Annotated in this window: 15 protein-coding genes; 6 read left to right on the plus strand and 9 right to left on the minus strand. The window is 63.4% G+C overall.

Annotation, left to right across the window (positions count from 1 at the left end; translation table 11 throughout):
* Positions 1-205 precede the first annotated feature (205 nt).
* Both MU848_RS02715 and MU848_RS02720 read right to left on the minus strand, forming a co-directional pair.
* A complete protein-coding gene (locus tag MU848_RS02715; protein ID WP_247230105.1) occupies positions 206-1279 on the minus strand; it encodes an alcohol dehydrogenase catalytic domain-containing protein in 1074 nt (357 codons plus the stop codon).
* Positions 1276-1791 carry a nuclear transport factor 2 family protein gene (locus MU848_RS02720; protein WP_247230106.1) on the minus strand — a complete coding sequence of 172 codons (516 nt, stop codon included), beginning with the start codon at positions 1789-1791 and terminating at the stop codon, positions 1276-1278. The genes MU848_RS02715 and MU848_RS02720 overlap by 4 nt, the downstream gene beginning before the upstream one ends.
* 400 nt (positions 1792-2191) lie before the next feature.
* On the opposite strand from MU848_RS02720, the gene MU848_RS02725 reads away from it, so the two are divergent.
* The 4 genes from MU848_RS02725 to MU848_RS02740 are packed head-to-tail and all read left to right on the plus strand — an operon-like array spanning position 2192 to position 7168.
* Entirely contained in the window at positions 2192-3370 is a 1179-nt protein-coding gene (locus tag MU848_RS02725; RefSeq protein WP_247230108.1) for an HlyD family secretion protein, read from the plus strand.
* A complete protein-coding gene (locus tag MU848_RS02730) occupies positions 3367-4914 on the plus strand; it encodes an MDR family MFS transporter (protein ID WP_247230110.1) in 1548 nt (515 codons plus the stop codon). The genes MU848_RS02725 and MU848_RS02730 overlap by 4 nt, the downstream gene beginning before the upstream one ends.
* Positions 4915-4922: 8 nt before the next feature.
* Positions 4923-6344: an efflux transporter outer membrane subunit gene (locus MU848_RS02735; protein ID WP_247230112.1), complete on the plus strand. Its 1422-nt coding sequence runs from the start codon at positions 4923-4925 to the stop codon at positions 6342-6344.
* A 32-nt stretch (positions 6345-6376) separates the two neighbouring features.
* On the plus strand, positions 6377-7168 hold the full coding sequence (locus MU848_RS02740) for an SDR family NAD(P)-dependent oxidoreductase (RefSeq protein WP_247230114.1): 792 nt from the start codon (positions 6377-6379) through the stop codon (positions 7166-7168).
* A gap of 166 nt (positions 7169-7334) precedes the next feature.
* On the opposite strand, the gene MU848_RS02745 is transcribed toward MU848_RS02740, so the two are convergent.
* The 5 genes from MU848_RS02745 to MU848_RS02765 form a co-directional block, all read right to left on the minus strand.
* Positions 7335-9719: a TonB-dependent receptor gene (locus MU848_RS02745; protein WP_236575196.1), complete on the minus strand. Its 2385-nt coding sequence runs from the start codon at positions 9717-9719 to the stop codon at positions 7335-7337.
* A gap of 224 nt (positions 9720-9943) precedes the next feature.
* Positions 9944-10549 carry an EthD domain-containing protein gene (locus MU848_RS02750; protein WP_247230116.1) on the minus strand — a complete coding sequence of 202 codons (606 nt, stop codon included), beginning with the start codon at positions 10547-10549 and terminating at the stop codon, positions 9944-9946.
* Positions 10546-11508 (minus strand): methylmalonyl Co-A mutase-associated GTPase MeaB, encoded by a 963-nt coding sequence (meaB, locus tag MU848_RS02755; RefSeq protein WP_247230118.1) that lies wholly within the window; start codon positions 11506-11508, stop codon positions 10546-10548. Before meaB ends, MU848_RS02750 begins: the two co-directional genes overlap by 4 nt.
* Entirely contained in the window at positions 11508-11933 is a 426-nt protein-coding gene (locus MU848_RS02760; protein WP_247230120.1) for a cobalamin B12-binding domain-containing protein, read from the minus strand. The genes meaB and MU848_RS02760 overlap by 1 nt, the downstream gene beginning before the upstream one ends.
* 5 nt (positions 11934-11938) lie before the next feature.
* Entirely contained in the window at positions 11939-13660 is a 1722-nt protein-coding gene (locus MU848_RS02765) for a methylmalonyl-CoA mutase family protein (protein ID WP_247230122.1), read from the minus strand.
* A 125-nt stretch (positions 13661-13785) separates the two neighbouring features.
* Between MU848_RS02765 and MU848_RS02770 the strand changes: the two genes are divergently transcribed.
* Entirely contained in the window at positions 13786-14655 is an 870-nt protein-coding gene (locus MU848_RS02770; RefSeq protein WP_247230123.1) for a helix-turn-helix domain-containing protein, read from the plus strand.
* Between the two features lie 2 nt (positions 14656-14657).
* A complete protein-coding gene (locus MU848_RS02775; RefSeq protein WP_247230124.1) occupies positions 14658-15527 on the plus strand; it encodes a helix-turn-helix transcriptional regulator in 870 nt (289 codons plus the stop codon).
* A 39-nt stretch (positions 15528-15566) separates the two neighbouring features.
* Here the strand turns inward: MU848_RS02775 and MU848_RS02780 are convergent, their stop codons facing one another.
* A complete protein-coding gene (locus tag MU848_RS02780) occupies positions 15567-16784 on the minus strand; it encodes a cytochrome P450 (protein WP_247230125.1) in 1218 nt (405 codons plus the stop codon).
* Positions 16781-16987, minus strand: coding sequence for a ferredoxin (locus MU848_RS02785; protein WP_247230126.1), 207 nt, complete (start codon positions 16985-16987; stop codon positions 16781-16783). The genes MU848_RS02780 and MU848_RS02785 overlap by 4 nt, the downstream gene beginning before the upstream one ends.
* Positions 16988-17033: the final 46 nt, after the last annotated feature.

Below are 17033 nucleotides of genomic sequence, written 5' to 3' on the forward strand. Positions count from 1 at the left end.
GTGGCCACCCCGGCCCGGGCAATCCAGCATGGCCCAAACGGACCGCAATGTCATAAGACAAGCATGATCGGGTTGGATTGATCGGCCACGGAGGTGGTCCGGGGTTCCACCACTTATCTGATGTTGCAGAGGTAGCGGGACCCCGGGTCAGGCCCGGGGTGACGGAAGGAGCGAAGGCTTCCGCGTAAGACGATTACGCTCTCCATCACAGTTCGTGGTCGATGACAGCGCGGGTGACTTCGCCCGCCTTCAGCGCGGCGATTGCTTCATTGATCCGGTGGAGCGGCCAGATGCCGCTGATCTGGTCGGCGATGTTCAGCCGACCGTCCCGCGCTTGCGCGATGAGTTCGGGATAGTCACGCTGCGGCAGCGCGCCGCCGTTCATGGTCGCAATCACCTCACCACCCATGACGAAGCTGCCGAGCGGCAGCGCCGCTTCCGCACCGGGGCGCGACATGCCGATCAGCACGACACGGCCCCCGCGCTTCGTGCAGCGCAAGGCGGTGTTGATGGCGCCCACCGCGCCGCTGCATTCCACCACCACATCGATGGGGCCATGGTCGCGAGCCAAGGCAGCCGCCGCGGCATCGCTGTCCTGTGCGGGGTCTGCCAGCACAAAGGCGGTGGCGCCAAATTGCCGCGCCGTCGCTTCCTTTGCCGGATTGGCATCGACTGCGATCACTTTCGCGCCGTTCCGGGCCGCGCCCTGGATGGCGTTGACGCCGATGCCGCCCACGCCGAAAACGGCGACGGTGTCCCCGGCGCGCACTCGGCCGAGAACGCGCGAGGCGCAGACGCCCGTCGAAACGGCGCACCCAATCAGCGCACCTTGATCCAAAGGCAGGTCATCGATCGCGAACAATTGCGAGGCCTTCACCACGATTTCGCTGGCGAAAGAGGAGACGTTGGCGAAAGAGGCGACCGGCTTTCCATCAAGGGTGAAGGGAAAGCCGGGCGCCATGCCCCAATTGATGTCGCAATTATGCGGTTCCCCGCGCTGGCACTCCCGGCATTCTCCGCACGGTGTTTGCGTCCCCACGCAGACATGGTCGCCCACCGACCAGCCCTCTACGCCTGCACCGAGTTCCGCGATCTCACCTGCGGCCTCATGCCCCAGCACGACCGGGAGGTTGGGCAGGTGCGGCGTCAGCATCGCTATGTCGCTGTGGCAGATGCCGGACCGCAGAACGCGGACACGAACCTCGCCCGGCCCGATGGGGCGAAGTGTCACGGCGTCACTGACGAAGAGCGACTGTCCATCCCAAAGCGCGGCCCTCATGCGCTCAACCCCGCCAGCAGGGGATAGCGGAAGGACGGATCATCACGATCCGCGCGGCCATTGGGTGCATCCTTGCTCATCCGTTCAAATGCTCCTTCATCAACCGGCACGATCGAACCATGATCGAAGACGAGGCTGCGATAGGTGAATTTCCATTCGCCATCCCGCCGTTCATATCGATCGAGATAGCGGCCAAGGGCGATGAAGAGCTTGGCGTCAGGGCCATGGGTACGATGCCAGGCCTCTACATAATGTTCACCTTCGGCATGATCGCCGTCGACGACGAACAGGCTGTTGCTGATGCTGTGGCGGGTCAGGCTCCAATGCGCGGTCACTTCAGGTAGCCAGGCAACGAATGCATCGGGACCGCCCTGAAACATCGCTCCATGGTCGTCGATCGCATCATCATGATAGAGGGTTCGCACGAGAGCGAAGTCGCGGCGATCACATCCGCGACAGTAGCGCATGACGAGATCGTGCAGCGCAATCCGGTCGAGCAATGACTGCGACATATTTCTCTCCATTCCGGTCGCGAGGCTGGATTGTTATCGTTCCACGATGTCGAATAGCGGCTATCCTGCGCATAGGGGAAGCGCAAAAAGAGCCGAACCGCTGTTTTTCGTAGCAAGCGGATCTGCGCAAAGGGATTTGGAGTTATCGCGGAGATCGTTTATAATTCTGGTAACCCCGACGTTAATATATGGGGAAGAGGATGGAACCTGACAGCACCATATTCTTGTTATGTCCCTTTCGATTGCTGTGCCTGGCTAGTGGTACATCGGCGCTTATAGGGTTGAGCGTTATCCTCCTGCTGACCTGACAACATTTCCGATCCGGGATCGGAAAAATACTTGCCTTCCGCCTGCGGCAAACCCTAAGCCGTCGCCGTAAAGCCGAGACGGTAGGAATGATATGACCGAAGCTAAGGGGCCGTTGACCGACAGGGCCGAGGCAGGGACCCTTCCCGACGAAGACGTTCATGACAGCGCGAGCAGCCCGAAGCGGCGCAAGCTGGGCCTGATCCTGGGCACGGCCGCCGTGATCGTGCTGATCATCGGGGCGATCTGGTTCATACGCCACCAGACATATGGCAAATATCAGCAGAGCACCGAAGACGCCTATCTGCAGGCCGACAGCGTGACCGTGTCCGCCCGCGTGTCCGGCTATATCAGCGAAGTGCTGGTGCATGAGAATCAGGATGTGAAACCTGGTCAACCGCTGCTGCGGATCGAAGCGCCGGATTATCCGGCTCAGGCGGCACAGGGACAGGCGCAGATCAATCTGGCAGCGGCCAATGCCGAGAATGCGCAAGCGCTGATCGGAGAACAGGAAGCCGCCATCGCGCAAGCCCGCGCCATGCTGGCGGCGGCGCAGACCAAGGCGCGCTTTGCCGCAGCCGAGGTGGCGCGCTACACCCCGCTCGCCGCGAGTGGAGCGGAACCGCGGGAAAAGCTGGCGACGCTTCGCACACAGGCAGCGCAGGCGGCGCAGGATGTCGCGGCACAGCGCGCGACCACGGAGGGCGCGGAACGGCGCATCGCCAGCCTGCAAGCGCAGATCGCCCAGGCGAAGGCCCAGGGCCAGAGTGCGCGCGCGCAGCTTGAGGCGGCGCAGCGCAATGTCCGCGACATGGTGATCCGCGCGAGCGTCGCCGGGCGGGTGGGCGACCTTTCCGCACGGGTAGGGCAGTTCGTGCAGCCGGGGCTGCGCCTCATGTCCGTCGTGCCGGTCGAACAGCTGTATCTGGAAGCGAATTTCAAGGAAACGCAGCTCGGCCTGATGCGGCAGGGGCAGCCAGCGGAGATCGAGGTCGACGCTCTGCCGGGAATGACGCTACATGGCCATGTGGCAAGCCTTGCGCCCGGCACCGGCGCGCAATTCTCGCTGCTGCCGCCGCAGAACGCGACCGGCAACTTCACCAAGATCGTTCAGCGGGTGCCGGTGCGGATCGCGATCGATGCTGATCCGTCGATCAAGAAGCTGTTGCTGCCCGGCATGTCCGTCGGCGTATCTGTGGACACGCGCTCGGCTCGCGAAGAGCTGGAGCGGCTGAAGAACAACCAGCAGGTCCGGCGGGAAGCCGCCAAGTGAACGCAGCCCAGCCTGAGACAGCGCAGCGCGCGAGCGCGGCGGACTGGCTCGCGGTTGCGGCAGGCACGCTGGGCGCGATGATGGCGATGCTCGACATCTCCATCGTCAATTCGGCCTTGCCGATCATCCAGGGCGAAATCGGCGCAAGCGGTACGGAAGGCACGTGGATCGCGACGTCGTTCATCGTTGCCGAAATCGTTATCATCCCCCTGGCAGGCTGGCTGCAAAGACTGCTGGGGCTGCGCAATTTCCTCATCATCGCGACGATCGGCTTCGTCCTCTTTTCGATGATCTGCGGCATGGCGCAGACATTGCCGGTGATGATCGGCGGGCGGATCGGCCAGGGCATCACGGGCGGCGCGCTGATCCCGACGGCGATGACCATCATCGCGACCCGGCTGCCGCGCCACCAGCAACCTGTCGGCAACTCACTCTTTGGCGCGACCGCCATCCTGGGTCCTATCATGGGGCCAGTGCTGGGCGGCTGGCTGACCGAGAATTGGAGCTGGCACTATGCCTTCTTCCTCAATCTTCCGGTCGGCGTTGCGCTGCTGCTTTTGCTGTTCGTCGCACTGCCGCATGAGCGGGCGCGGCTGGACCTTATCGGCGAGGCGGACTGGCTGGGCGTGTTCGGCCTGATCCTGGGGCTCGGCGGCCTTACCGTTGTGCTGGAGGAAGGCGAGCGGGAACAGTGGTTCGAATCCTCGACGATCATCTGGCTCACCATCACGGCGGTCGCGGGCTTTGCCATGCTGCTGGCGGGGCAGATGCGTTCGGAGCGGCCCGTCATCCGGCTGCGGCTGCTGCTCGACCGGCAGTTCGGCGCGGTGTTCATCATGGCGATGATGATCGGCATGGTGATCTACGGCACATCCTATGTCATCCCGCAGTTCCTGACGGCGATCGCGCATTATAACGCGCTGCAATCGGGGCAGATCGTCCTGCTTTCCGGCATACCGATGGTGCTGATGATGCCGTTCATGCCATGGGCGATCCGGACCGTACCGATCCATTTGTCGGTGCTGGTCGGCCTGGCCCTGCTGATCCTCAGCACTTATATCGAAACGTCGCTGACATCGGCGTCGACTGGCGCCGACTTCGTCGATTCCCAGCTGATGCGCGGGGTCGGCACCATCTGCGTCATGATGTTCCTGAACCAGGCTGCGATCCGGTCTGTGCCGACATCCCTGGCCGCCGACGCGTCAGGCCTGTACAACGCAGCGCGCAATCTGGGCGGTTCGTTCGCGCTGGCGGGAATCGCGGTCATGCAGGATCAGCGCTTGTGGCTCCACAGCCGCAGGATGGAGGAAAACCTCGCCGCCAACGGGCTTGGCCTGCAAAATTATGTGGACATGCAGGCGCAGGCGCTCGGCGGGCATGAGGCAGCCTACCGCATGATCGAGCAAGGCATTTATACGCAGGCGCTGACCATGACCTATATCGACCTGTTCTGGATGCTGATCATCGCCATCCTCTGCACCGCGCCGCTCGTCTTCTTCCTTCGCCCCTTGCCACAGCATGCCGCGCCCGTGGCCGCCCATTGAGATCGCCAATGCGTAACCGATCCGCCATTGCCTTCATCCTCCTGCTGGCCACGGCCTGTACCGCTGGCCCCGACTATCGGGGGCCACAAGAGGCAGCCCCTCCCCCGCCGCCAAACTTCGTCAGGGGCAGTGCGGACAGCACATCCGTTGACGGTGCCAGCCCTTGGTGGACGAGCCTGGGCGATCCGGTTCTCAACCAGTTGATCGACCGCGCGCTGAGCGGCAATCCGCGTCTGGACGCTGCTGCCGCCCGTATCCGGCAGGCGCGCGCCACGCTTCGGCAAAGGCGGGCGGATGAATTGCCGACGATCAACGGATCAGCCATTTATGCAAAGGCGCGTTTACCCGGGCAGTCCGAGGACGGGGGCGCCACCACATTAGACCTTTACAATCTGGGTTTCGACGCGAGCTGGGAGCTGGATCTCTTCGGCGGCTCCCGCCGCGCGGTCGAGGCAAGCCGGGCCGATGTGGCGGCAAGCGAGGCAAGCCTGGAAGACGCGCGCGTCAGCCTGTCGGCGGAAGTGGCGCAAAGCTATGTCGATCTGCGGGACCGGCAGCAGCGGCTTGCGCTGGGCGCAGAGGCCCTGGCCTTGCAGGATGAGGAAGTCGCCCTCACCCGGCAGCGGTTCGAGCGCGGGACGATTGCGCGCGGCGACTTCCTGCAACGGGAATCCGACAGGGACGGAGCGCGGGCGAGATTGGCGCCGATGCGGGCAGAAATCGATTCGCTGAAAGACAAGCTGGCGGTGCTGACCGGCGGCGCTCCGGGTTCACTCGACGGCATGTTGGATGCGCCGATGCCCCTACCTTTGCCGCCTGCGCAAGTCGCGGTCGGTGATCCAGCTGCGCTGTTGCAGCGTCGCCCCGACATCAGGGCAGCGGAACGCAAGCTGGCGGCGCAGACCGCGCGGATCGGCGTGGCGGACGCGGCGCGCTTTCCGCACATCAGTTTCCTCGGGCTGATCGGCCTCGGTGGATCATCGCCGGAAGATTTGGTCGACCTGGACAAGTTCACGGTGGCGGCGGTGCCGCGGATCAGCTGGTCTTTCCTCGACTTTGGCAAAGCGCGGGCGCGGATCAATGCGGCGGAGGCGCAGCGGGACGAGGCGGCGGCGGATTACCGGGCGGCCGTGCTGGGAGCGTTGCAGGATGCGGAGGGATCGCTGGCGCGGTTCCAGCGGCAGCGCGAGAGCCTGGCGGATCTAGTGCGGGCGGAGCAACAGGGGAAAGCGGCGGCCGAACTTGCGCGGCAGCGGAGCGAGGCGGGGACGATTTCACGCATTAATTATCTGGAAAGCCGCCGTTCGCTTTTGAACGCCTCGCAGGCGCGGGTCCAGGCGGCGGCGGCGTTGACCAGCAGCTTTATCAGTGTTGAAAAAGCTTTGGGGCTCGGTTGGCAGGGGGTGGGCACCGCTGAACCTTCTAAATAGTTGCGAATAAGAAACGAAATAGGAGAGTATGGATGAACGCGAATTATGCGCGGGGTTGCCGTCGCCTGGAAGGCAAGGCCGTCGTGGTGGCGGGCGCCTCCACCGGCATTGGCCGGGGCACGGCCTTGCGGCTGGCGGCGGAGGGCGCGACCGTCGCCGTGGCCGCGCCGGCGGGTGAAAAGGCAAAGATTGACAGCCTGGTCGAGGAGATCAACGCAATGGGCAGTCGGGCTGTCGGCTATGCATTCGATGCCACGGATGACGCGTCGATCGCGGCGTTGATTGGCGGGGCGGCGAGCAGCTTTGGCGGCATCGACGCGGTCCATGCCAATTTCGCTGACCTGCGCGTGTTGATGTCGGACAGCGATGCGCTCACCGTGACCGAAGAGGTGATGGAGCGCACGCTGGATGTCAATTTGAAGGGCATGCTGCGCATCACGCGCCATGCCGTGCCAAAGCTTCTCGAGCGCGGGGGCGGCGCGATGATCTACACCTCGTCAGCAGCGGCCATCGCGGCGGAGCCGGTGCGTCCCTGCTATGCTATGGCAAAGGCCGGTATCAACGCGCTGGTGCGTCATGTAGCAAGCGGCTGGGGCCAGCAAGGCATCCGGGCCAATGCGATCATGCCGGGCCTGATCATCACGCCAGAGCTTCGCCAGACGATGCCGACCGATTTCCAGCAGGAGGTGCTGGCAAGGGGCCGGTCTCCGCGTCTAGGCGAAGTGGAGGACATCGCGGCGATGGTGGCGTTGCTTGTGAGCCACGATGGCGAGTGGATCAGCGGACAGTGCATTGCGGTGGATGGGGGATCGACGATGAATTAGACGTCGGCTCCGGTAGATGCCATTCCCCCCCCCGCAGGCGGGAGGGGGTCAGGGGGGTGGGTTAGCGCCACCTCGGACTTGTTCTTCAAAGGCTTGCGTCGAAGCTCGCTTCGCTCGCGCCCACCCCTAACCCCTCCCGCCTGCGGGAGGGGAATGTTGGGGGTGATCAGAAGGCGATCTTGGCGTCGATGCCGTAGGAGATCGGCTTGTTGAACGTCGCACCGGCAAAACCCAGGGCACCGAAGTCGATGCCGTAGACCAGACGCTGCTGGTTCAGCAGATTGTCGCCCCAGACGCCTACGTCGAGCTTGCCGCTGCCAAGGTCGATGCCTTCCACAGACAGGCGTGCCTTGACGTTGGTCTGGCTGGGCGAGACGATCTGTTCGTTGAACGGCGCGGTGTTGTCGAGCGCGTTGAAGTAGATCTTCGAACGGTAGGAATAGTCGCCGCGCAGACGGACGAGCGTGTCGCCGCCGCCGATCGGGTGCGAATATTCAGCGCCGACATGCACGTTCCACTTTGGCGTGTAGAGCGGTCGTGCCTCGTCAGCGACGTCAAGAACCGTGTTGGTGCCCGGATCGCGGAAGAGGAAGGTCTTGTAGTTATGCTTCACATAGCCGACCGAACCGTCGATCTGGAAACCCTGGAACGGCGCTGCGGTCAGTTCCGCTTCGAAGCCCGACAGGCGCACCTTACCCGCGTTCACGATCAACGAGGTGGCGCCGCCGCTGCCCGCGGCGAACTGCTGGACCTGAAGATCATCATAGTCCGTCATGTAACCAGCGAGGTTCAGGCGCAGGCGGTTGTCGAACCACTGCGACTTAATACCGGCCTCGTAAGAGGTGGCTTTTTCCGGATCGAAGCCGTTGATGGTGCCGCCGCGCGGGTTGATGCCGCCTGAACGATAGCCGGTGGATACGCGGCCATAGAGCATCACGTCATCCATGACCTCATAGGACACCGAAGCCAGCCAGGAGAAATTATCGAAGCTGCGGCGGCCACGCTGCACGGGGAAAACATCGCCCGCGAGATAGATGGTCTTGTCGTCAGCGGTATGGCGGCCACCGAGGGTCACTTCGAGCTTCTCGTCCAGCGAGGCAGGCTTCCAGCTCACCTGACCGAAGAGCGCCATCGACTGCGACGTGCCGCCAAACGCCTGAACGGGCGTCGCATTGATGCCGACCGTTGCGAGGCCCGGGTTGGCCGCCGCTACTGCGGCACCCGTGCCGACGGGGAAGCCGTAGAAATCGAGGGCAGCAGGCGGCGCCAAGATCGTCAATGCCTGCTGGTTATATTCCGACGATTTTTCGTAGAAATAATACATGCCGAGCAGGTAGTTGAAGTCGCCGACCTTACCGAGCGCCTGGAATTCCTGGCTGAACTGCCATTGTTTCTGCGGCGCATTGTTCCCGGTGTAGGGAACGACATCCTGGACGGAAACCAGCGTAGGCGAGGTGAAGTCTACAACTGGGCCACGCAGTACGCCGTTACCCGACAGGTTCAGGATCGTGTCCTGGAAGAACTTGCGGTATCCGGTAATCGACTTCAGTGTCAGTTCCGGAATGGCGTCATAGTTGATGGTCAGTGCATGACCATGAACGCGGGTCTTGCTGCCGTAACGGAAATCGCCATTGCGGTCGGTGAAGCCCGCCTGCTGGACCGTACCCTGACGATCCGGGCTGACGAGGAACGGCGCGCCGCCGAAGCTGGGCGACTGCGAATAATAATCCTGCGCCTGTGGCGTCGCCGCGACGATCTGGAAGAAGGCAGGCGTGCCCTTCCGGTTGTCATAGTCGAAGCTGTAGTTGACCGTGACGTCGCCGAGGTCCGCCTGCAGGCCGATGGCGAGCGAGTCCGCGTTGAGCGAGCCGGGGTCCTGCCGGGCGGGCGTCAGGATATTGTCCACATAGCCGTCACCTTCACGATGCTGGTAGGCGATCGACGCCTTCAGCACGTCACCGAGGATATAGCCGGTGTCGAGGCGCGCGCGCGCGTACCATTCGTTGAAGCGGCCGTAGCCAGCCTTGGCCGTGACGGCCATGTCATTGGCGGGCTTCTTGGTGATCAGCTGCAGCGCGCCGCCGATGGTGTTGCGGCCGAACAGCGTGCCCTGCGGACCGCGCAGAACTTCGATGCGCTCAAGGTCGATAAGGTCGAACACGGCACCAGCCGCGCGAGCGAGGTAGACGCCGTCGAGATAGACGCCAACGCCCTGTTCCGACACGGCGGAAGGCTCGTTGTTGCCGATGCCGCGAATGTAGATGGTCGCGGCCGAAAGGCTGGACGGCTGCTGTTCGATCGTGATGTTCGGCGCGAAGTTCGGCACGTCCGTCGGATCGGAGATATTCTGCCGTTCGATGAAGTCGCCGCTGAGCGCGGTCACAGCTACGGGAACGTCCTGCAGCGTTTCAGCGGAACGGCGCGCGGTCACGACAATGTCGCCCAGGCTCGTCGAAGGCTCCTGCGCGGCGGAAGACTGTTCCTGCGCGTTTGCGGATACGGAAAAAGGAACGAGAATTGCGGTGACGCCCGCAAGCAACATGGATTTCATATATCCTCCCAAACACAGTTGTTCTTCGTCAACAGTGCGGCATTTATCGTTGTCGGCGCGCTTTACACCGGAAAAAGCGCCTGTTGAGCCCGAACATGAAGAAACATGTCCGATGCGGTTCCGTTAGTCGCAATTATCGCTTACATCAACCCGCTAGTTGCAATCTGCGTAACATATAACGTTTATGTCTACGCTGTTGCATAATCCCAACAGTGAGTGGCTACTCAGGAAGGCGAGCCCAGCAGTCGTGATGCGGGGGTTTCCGCGTGGCGGACGAGCAGCTTTTGAACGGAAAGACCCTGCGGGATGCTGGGGTCCTGCGATCCGGGCAGCCACAGCACTGCCTTCGCAGGGAAAGCCCTTTCGGTCCAATTGGTTGTGAAGTCGATGGATACGCCTGCCATGTCCTTTGCGAGGCTGCGAGCCCAATCAGTGACCGCGGACCGTAAGTCGACATGTTCGGCACTGTCCTGAACCAGCAAGGCTGTGCGCTGGCCGTCAGTTGCCGCGCGCGGTCCGGAGGAGAGGATCACTTCCTCCACCCCGGCAGGCGCGATCACGGATCGGTCCATGAAACGTTCTTCGTCGGCGGCCATGATTTCGCCCACTGGCCCCGCCATCAGCGCGGCGGCGGCTTCTATATCGTCAGACCAGAATTCGCTGATGGTGTCCCAGCCGAAGGCCTGCGTCCCGATGACATGGTTGCGCGCATAGGCCGAAAAGGGGAAATGGCCGATCGCCAGAGGAACATGATGATCCTCATAATAAAGCTGGAAATCTTCACGGGTGCTGCCGGGCTTGTGCGCCAGGGCGCAGATGGATTTGGTCATGCTGCTGCACTCTTTCCAGATAGGGTGGCGACAATCTGCTCTGCCGCCGTGTAGGGATCAAGCTGCCGCGTTTCTACGCGGTGCATGATGGCGTCGCCGCTCATGCTGACGGCGCGATCCGCAAGAGCGTCGCGCACCAGCGAAAGAACTTGTTCGCGGGCGCGCAGGCGGCTGCGGCTTATGAAGTCGCCATGGTCGTCCAACCAGGCGCGGTGAGCGGCGATGGCGTCGACGATGGCGTCAGCGCCCTCCCCTTTCGCGGCGACGGCGCGCAGCAGGGGCACGTCCCAGCGCTGGTCCGTGACGGTTTGCGCGCGCAGGTGCAGCATCAATTCCATCTGCCGGTGGGTCGCGTCATAGCCGTCCCGGTCGGCTTTATTGACGACGAAGATGTCGCCAGCCTCCATGAGGCCCGCCTTTACCGCCTGAATCTCGTCACCAAGGCCCGGCACGGCGACGATGACGGTCGTGTGAGCGAGGTTAACGACGTCGATCTCATCCTGGCCCACGCCCACGGTTTCCACGAGGATGATGTCATAGCCCATGGCGTCGAAGACGAGGCAGGCGTCATGGGTGGAGCGGGACAGGCCGCCCGCCTGACCCCGCGTGCCGAGCGAGCGGATGAAGACGCCCGGATCAAGCGCGTGGCGGCTCATGCGAACGCGGTCGCCCAGGATTGCGCCGCCGGTGAAGGGACTGGAGGGATCGACGGCGATGACGGCGACGCGCTGGCCACGTTTGCGCCATTCGATGACGAGCGTATCGGTGAGGGTGGACTTGCCAGCGCCGGGCGGCCCGGTGACGCCCACCACCTGCGCTCGGCCCGTTTGCGGATAGACGGCAGCAAGCAGCTCCGGCCCGCGCGGGTCGCGATCATCCAGCCAGCGGATGGCGCGTGCTCCGGCAGCCACTTCCCCGGCAAGGAGGCGGTTCGCGACATCCGCCGCGCGCTGCATCATCAGGCGGCATCCTCCGCCAGCCGCTGCGCCCACCAGCTTTCGAGATAGGCGACGATGTCGCGCGTGTCCGAACCCATGGTGAAGATGCGATCGACGCCCGCCTCTTCGAGGATCGGCCTGTCCTCTTCGGGGATGACGCCGCCCGCGACGAGCAGCTTGTCACCCGCGCCCGCTTCGCGGAGCAGGCGGGCGAGCTTTGGCAGGCTGCGGGTATGACCCGCAGACAGGGTGGAGATGCCGACGACGTCCACATCCTCCTGTACTGCGGCGGCGCAGACCATTTCGGGGGTTTGCTTGAGGCCGGTGAAGATCACCTCCATCCCCGCTTCGCGCAGGGCGTGGCCGATGACGGTGACGCCGACGGTGTGCGTGTCCATGCCGAGCTTGGCGAGCAGGACGCGCAAGGGGCGTTTGAATGTGGTCATGCTGGTCAGATCCCCATAAGCTGGCTGTCAGCGCTGTGGACGCCGAAGACGTCGCGCATCGCGTTGCAGATTTCGCCGTGCGTGGCGTAGAGTTTGACGGCTTCGAGGCAAGGCGGGACCATGTTCGCGCCAGTGCGGGCGGCTTCGCGGACCTTTTCGAGGGCGGCATCGACAGCAGGCTGGTCTCGGCGGGCGCGCAGGTCGCGAACCTTGCGGATCTGCTCCTCCTCCATCGCTTCGTCGAGGCGGAAGATTTCGATCTCGCGCGCCTCATCCTCGCGGGTGAGGTGGTTGACGCCGACCCATTTGCGGCGGCCCTCCTCAATATCCTTGTTGCGCTCATATTGTTCGCGGCCGAGCGCGCGCTGGATATAGCCGGTCTCGATGGCTTTCAGCGCGCCGCCCATGGCGAAGACCTTCTCCATCTCCGCGAAGGCGGCGTCTTCCATCTGCTTGGTCAGGGTTTCGACATAATAGGAGCCTGCGAGCGGATCGATCGTCTCGGCGACGCCGGTTTCATGGGCGACGATATGCTGAATCGCGGCGCCCACACGGATGGCGTTTTCGGCCGGCAGGGCGTGGGCTTCGTCATAGAGAGGGGTGGTCATCGCCTCCCCTGCCCCGCCGAGCGCGCAGGCGGTCGCCATGATGCCGAGGCGGGCGATGTTGTTCAGCGGCTGCTGAAGGGTGAGCGCGATGGTGGTCGGCGACGTCATCATGCGGATCTTGAGCGCTTCGGGCTTCGACGCGCCGTAACGCTCCTTCATCAGCCGCGCCCAGCATTTGCGGAAAGCGCGCAGCTTGCAGACGCCTTCGAAGAAATCCATGTCCACATTGACGACGAAGTGATTGATGTACGGCGCGACCGTGTCGATATCGAGCCCGCGTCCCAGCACCGCGTCGATATAGGCGCAGGCGATGGCGAGCGAATAGGCGATCTCCTGCACCGGGTTCGCCTTGGCAGGCTGAAGCTGGGCGGAAATGATCGAGATCGGCGCCCAATTGGGATGGTTGCGGATGATATATTCGATGCAGTCCGTCGCGATGCGCAATCCATGTTCGGGCGGATATATGTAGCGGCCGACGCAGGTATATTCGATCAGGATACCGTTCACGATGTGGAGGACGAAATCCTTGGGGTCCACGCCCTTCTTTTCCAGCGCGGCGATGATCATGGCGAGGTTGACAGGCTGCGGCGCGTTGCAGACGCTCATCAGATATTTGAGCTTGTCGAAGGGGAGGTCGAAGGCCTTTTCCAGATCTTCCAGGCTATCGAGCGCCATCCCTGCCCGGCCGACTTCGCCCTCCACGATGGGATCGTCGCTGTCATAGCCATTGGTGGTCGCAAGGTCATATTCGAGGATCAGGCCGGAGAGGCCCTGGTCCAGCATGTAGCGGGCGCGCTTCGCCCAATCCTCGCCCTTGCCGAAGCCGGTGACCTGGGTCATCGTCCAGAAATCGGTGCGGTGGCCGTTGGGGCGGGTCGAACGGGTGTAGGGGTATTCGCCGGGGAAGCCGAGATCTGCGCTGTAATCGAAGCCGACCGCGTCGAGATCTGCGGGCGTGTAGAGCGGTTTGATCGGCCATTTGAGCGCCTGCGTCACGAACGGGTCGCGGCGCTCGGGGCGGTCGCCCATGGCGGGGCCCCGCGTTTCCTGCTGCCAGCGCGCTTCTTCCTGAGCGATCGGGTCTGTGGCAGGCGTGATGGGTCCGGTCGGGCGATTCATTGGGGCACTCTCCTTGACCCTATTGCTATGCGGCGGCCGCGGGCGCGCTCAAGCTTCGCCGGAGTGAGTGCGCATGATTGTCACATGATCTCGTAATATATCGCGCCATGTGATAAGCGGCACCCATGGATGCGATTTCGATCCGGCTGGCGCGGGAGAGCGCCGACATCGTGCGGCGGTCGGTCCGGCTGGATGGCGCGGTGGTCGAGATTTGCGCCTATCCCGAAGTGCGGGAAGAGACGGTGCAGATGGTCGAGGCGCAGTCGGTCCTGATGCTTGGGCTGTCACGACTGCTGACCGGGTCGGAGGGGCGGAAGGCGGGCGACCCGCGCCGTCCGTTCGCGCGCATGGGGGCGCTAGCGCTGCGTCCGGCTGGCGTGCCGATGGAGTTTCATGTGGCGCAAGGGGCGTTCGACACCATCCGCATCCGCTTTGAGGATGAGCGGATTGCCCCGGCGCTGACGGGGATCAGTTTCGACGACGCGACGCTCAGCGCCTGTTTCGACATGCATTCGCCGCCGATCGAGGAAGCTATGCTGCGGCTGGCGGCGGAGGTGGAGAACCCGGGCGACGACAGCGCCGATGTCAGTGAGGCTTTGGTGCGGCTGATCCTGCTCGACCTGCGACGGTTCCTGACCCAGGCGGCTGAGCGCGCGGGGCGGCGGCGGGGTGGGCTGTCCGCGCGGGCGCTGCGCATTGCGCTGGCGATGATCGACGCGCCTGGTGATGCACCCTCGATCGATGCAATGGCGGAGCGGTGTGGTATCAGCAGGGATCATTTCATCCGCTGTTTCCACCACTCGACGGGGATTAGTCCCGGCGCGGCGATCCGGCGGCGGCGTATCGACCGGGCCAAGGCGATGCTGACCGAGGATCAGGGGTCGATTGAGGAGATTGCGCGGGCGTTGGGCTATGCGGGGGCTCCGTCCTTTACGGCGGCATTCCGGCGCGAGACGGGGCGGCCGCCGGCGGCCTGGCGGGCGTTGATGCGGTAGGGATGGCGGCGAACATGGACGATATCGACTTCACCGCCACGGTCATCGCATCCTGCCCCGTGTCGGGCGGGCGGTTCGAGCTGGTGGAATGGCATTGGCCCGACATGGTGAGTTTCGAGCAGACGCAGCAGCAGCTGATGCTGGAAATGTCGCTGCCCCCGATGGCGGCCGACGCATCGGCCTATTTCCCGGATATCGACCCGGAACGGCGCTGCTTCATGGGCGCGTTGTTCGTCCGCCATCCGGGCGTGGCGATCGGCGGGCGATCGGAGGGCAGGCAGATCCGCGTGATCCGATGCCTTTTCGATGAGCGGCATGGCGCTGCGATCATTGGCGCGGGCGAGCCTTCGCTGTCGTTCCTGCAAGGGCTGCTGAATATTCGCAACGACGCGCTGCGCAGCCTGATGCGGCTGGCCCATCGTGAATTGATCAATCCGCTAGACCGGTCCACTGAGGCCATGGAGGCGCTGTTCCAGCTGGTGCGGGTGGAGCTTGGCCGCGTGTTCCATCAGGCTGCGGGCGCGGCGACGGCCAGCCGCCTCGCTCCCTGGCAGTTCCGCCGGATACGTGAACGGATCGAGGCGGGTGCGCCCATGCCCGGTGTTTCTGAACTGGCTGCCCTGTGCGGGATCAGCACGCGACATCTGCATCGGCAGTTCCTGGCGCTGACCGGCAAGACGATTTCAGACTATATCGAAACCTATCGCATCGAGCAGTCGAAGCTTCTGCTGGCGCGCGGCGATGTGCCGATGAAGCAGGTGGCCGAGCAAGCGGGATTTTCGCACGGCAACAGCTTTGCCCGTGCCTTTCGCCGGGCGACGGGTTTGTCGCCGCGCGAATATCGGCAGCGGTCGGCGGCTTTGATGGAGTGAGGGCGCGGAAGGCTTCTCGCGAAACCTCCGCACTCCTCGTCACCAGCGCAGTTTGAGAGAGGTGAAGCCCATGACTGGGCCGCCGAAGACGGACTCCGCGTCTTGATCGGGGTCCAGTTCGAATTCGGGAATTTGCCGCAGCCACTCTTGTAGCGAGATCATGATTTCCCGCTTGGCAAGGTGCGACCCGATGCAACGGTGCGGGCCGAGGCCGAAGGTGACGTGATTGTTGACCTTGCGATCGAGGTCGATCGTCTGTGGGTCGCTGAACGTGCGCGGGTCGCGGTTCGCTACCGTATTGGGCAGGACCACGCGATCATTGCGGCGGAACTGCACGCCTTTGAACTCACAATCATGGGTGACGCGGCGATAGATGTTGGAGACCGCGTTGATGCGCATCAATTCCTCGATGGCGAGGAGGAATGCGGACGGATCGTCCAGCCGGTCGCGGAACTTCTGCCGCGCGTCGGCCGATGTCGCGAGGTAGCGCCAGACATAGGTCATGGTGTTCGTGACCGTATCCAGCCCAGCGACGAACAGCAGGAAGCCGCAATTGATGATGTCGGTCCAGGGGAAGGGATTGCCATCCGCATCGCGCGATTGCACCACGGTGGAGGCTATGTCGGTGCCGGGATTGCGCTCCTTCTCGCGGAACAGTTCCTCCAGCACGTCATAGATTTCGAGCAAGTTTGCGGCGCGTACGTCCGGATCGGTGCTGCGGAAGAAGGTGTCGGAGATGCGCAGGAATTCGGGCAGGCGCTCTTCAGGCAGGCCGAACAGTTCGAGGAACGTGCCAGTCGGGAACTTGGCGGCATAATCGCGTACGAAGTCGCACCCGCCGTTCCCGGCGAAACCGGAGATCAGGCGTTCGGCGCGGCTTTGCAGGCCATCGGTCATGCGGCGGACGGCGAGCGGCGTGAACATGGGCGCGAGCAATTTGCGGAACACGTCATGCTGTGGCGGATCGACGCCGTTAGGCTGAAGAACCGGATAGGGTTCGAGCGGGGGAATCTGCGCCTTGTGCGTCGAGAAAATCTCGTGATTGCGATAGGCTTCGGCGATGTCGGCGTAGCGCAGGAACACCCAATGGCCGCCATTGCGGGGCGTGTAGAAAATGGGCGGCGCACCTTTTTGGATAAGGCCGTGCCATATCTGCACAGGATCGGACACGTCGGCAGGCATGTCGAAAAAGTCGAAATCCAGGATCAAGTCTTCAGGCACATGGGTTGGCGCGGCGGGATAATAGGTGACGGTCATGCCGCCGCTCCCTTCGCGATGCGGAGAGCCCCTTCCGGGCAATTGCGTACGGCAAGCCGCACCTTTTCCTCAAGCTCCGGGTGGAATTCGGGCTGTTCTATGACGACCTTTCCCTCGATCGCGTCAGTAGAAAACACCTCCGGGCACAGGTCTTCGCATCGGGCGTGCCCCTGACATTGGGCAAGATTGGCAACCACTCTCATCGGGCCAGACTCTCCTGATCATGTGTTGCCGCCTTTTACCAAAGCG

The sequence above is a fragment of the Sphingobium agri genome (genome assembly GCF_023051225.1).
Lineage (GTDB): Bacteria > Pseudomonadota > Alphaproteobacteria > Sphingomonadales > Sphingomonadaceae > Sphingobium > Sphingobium agri.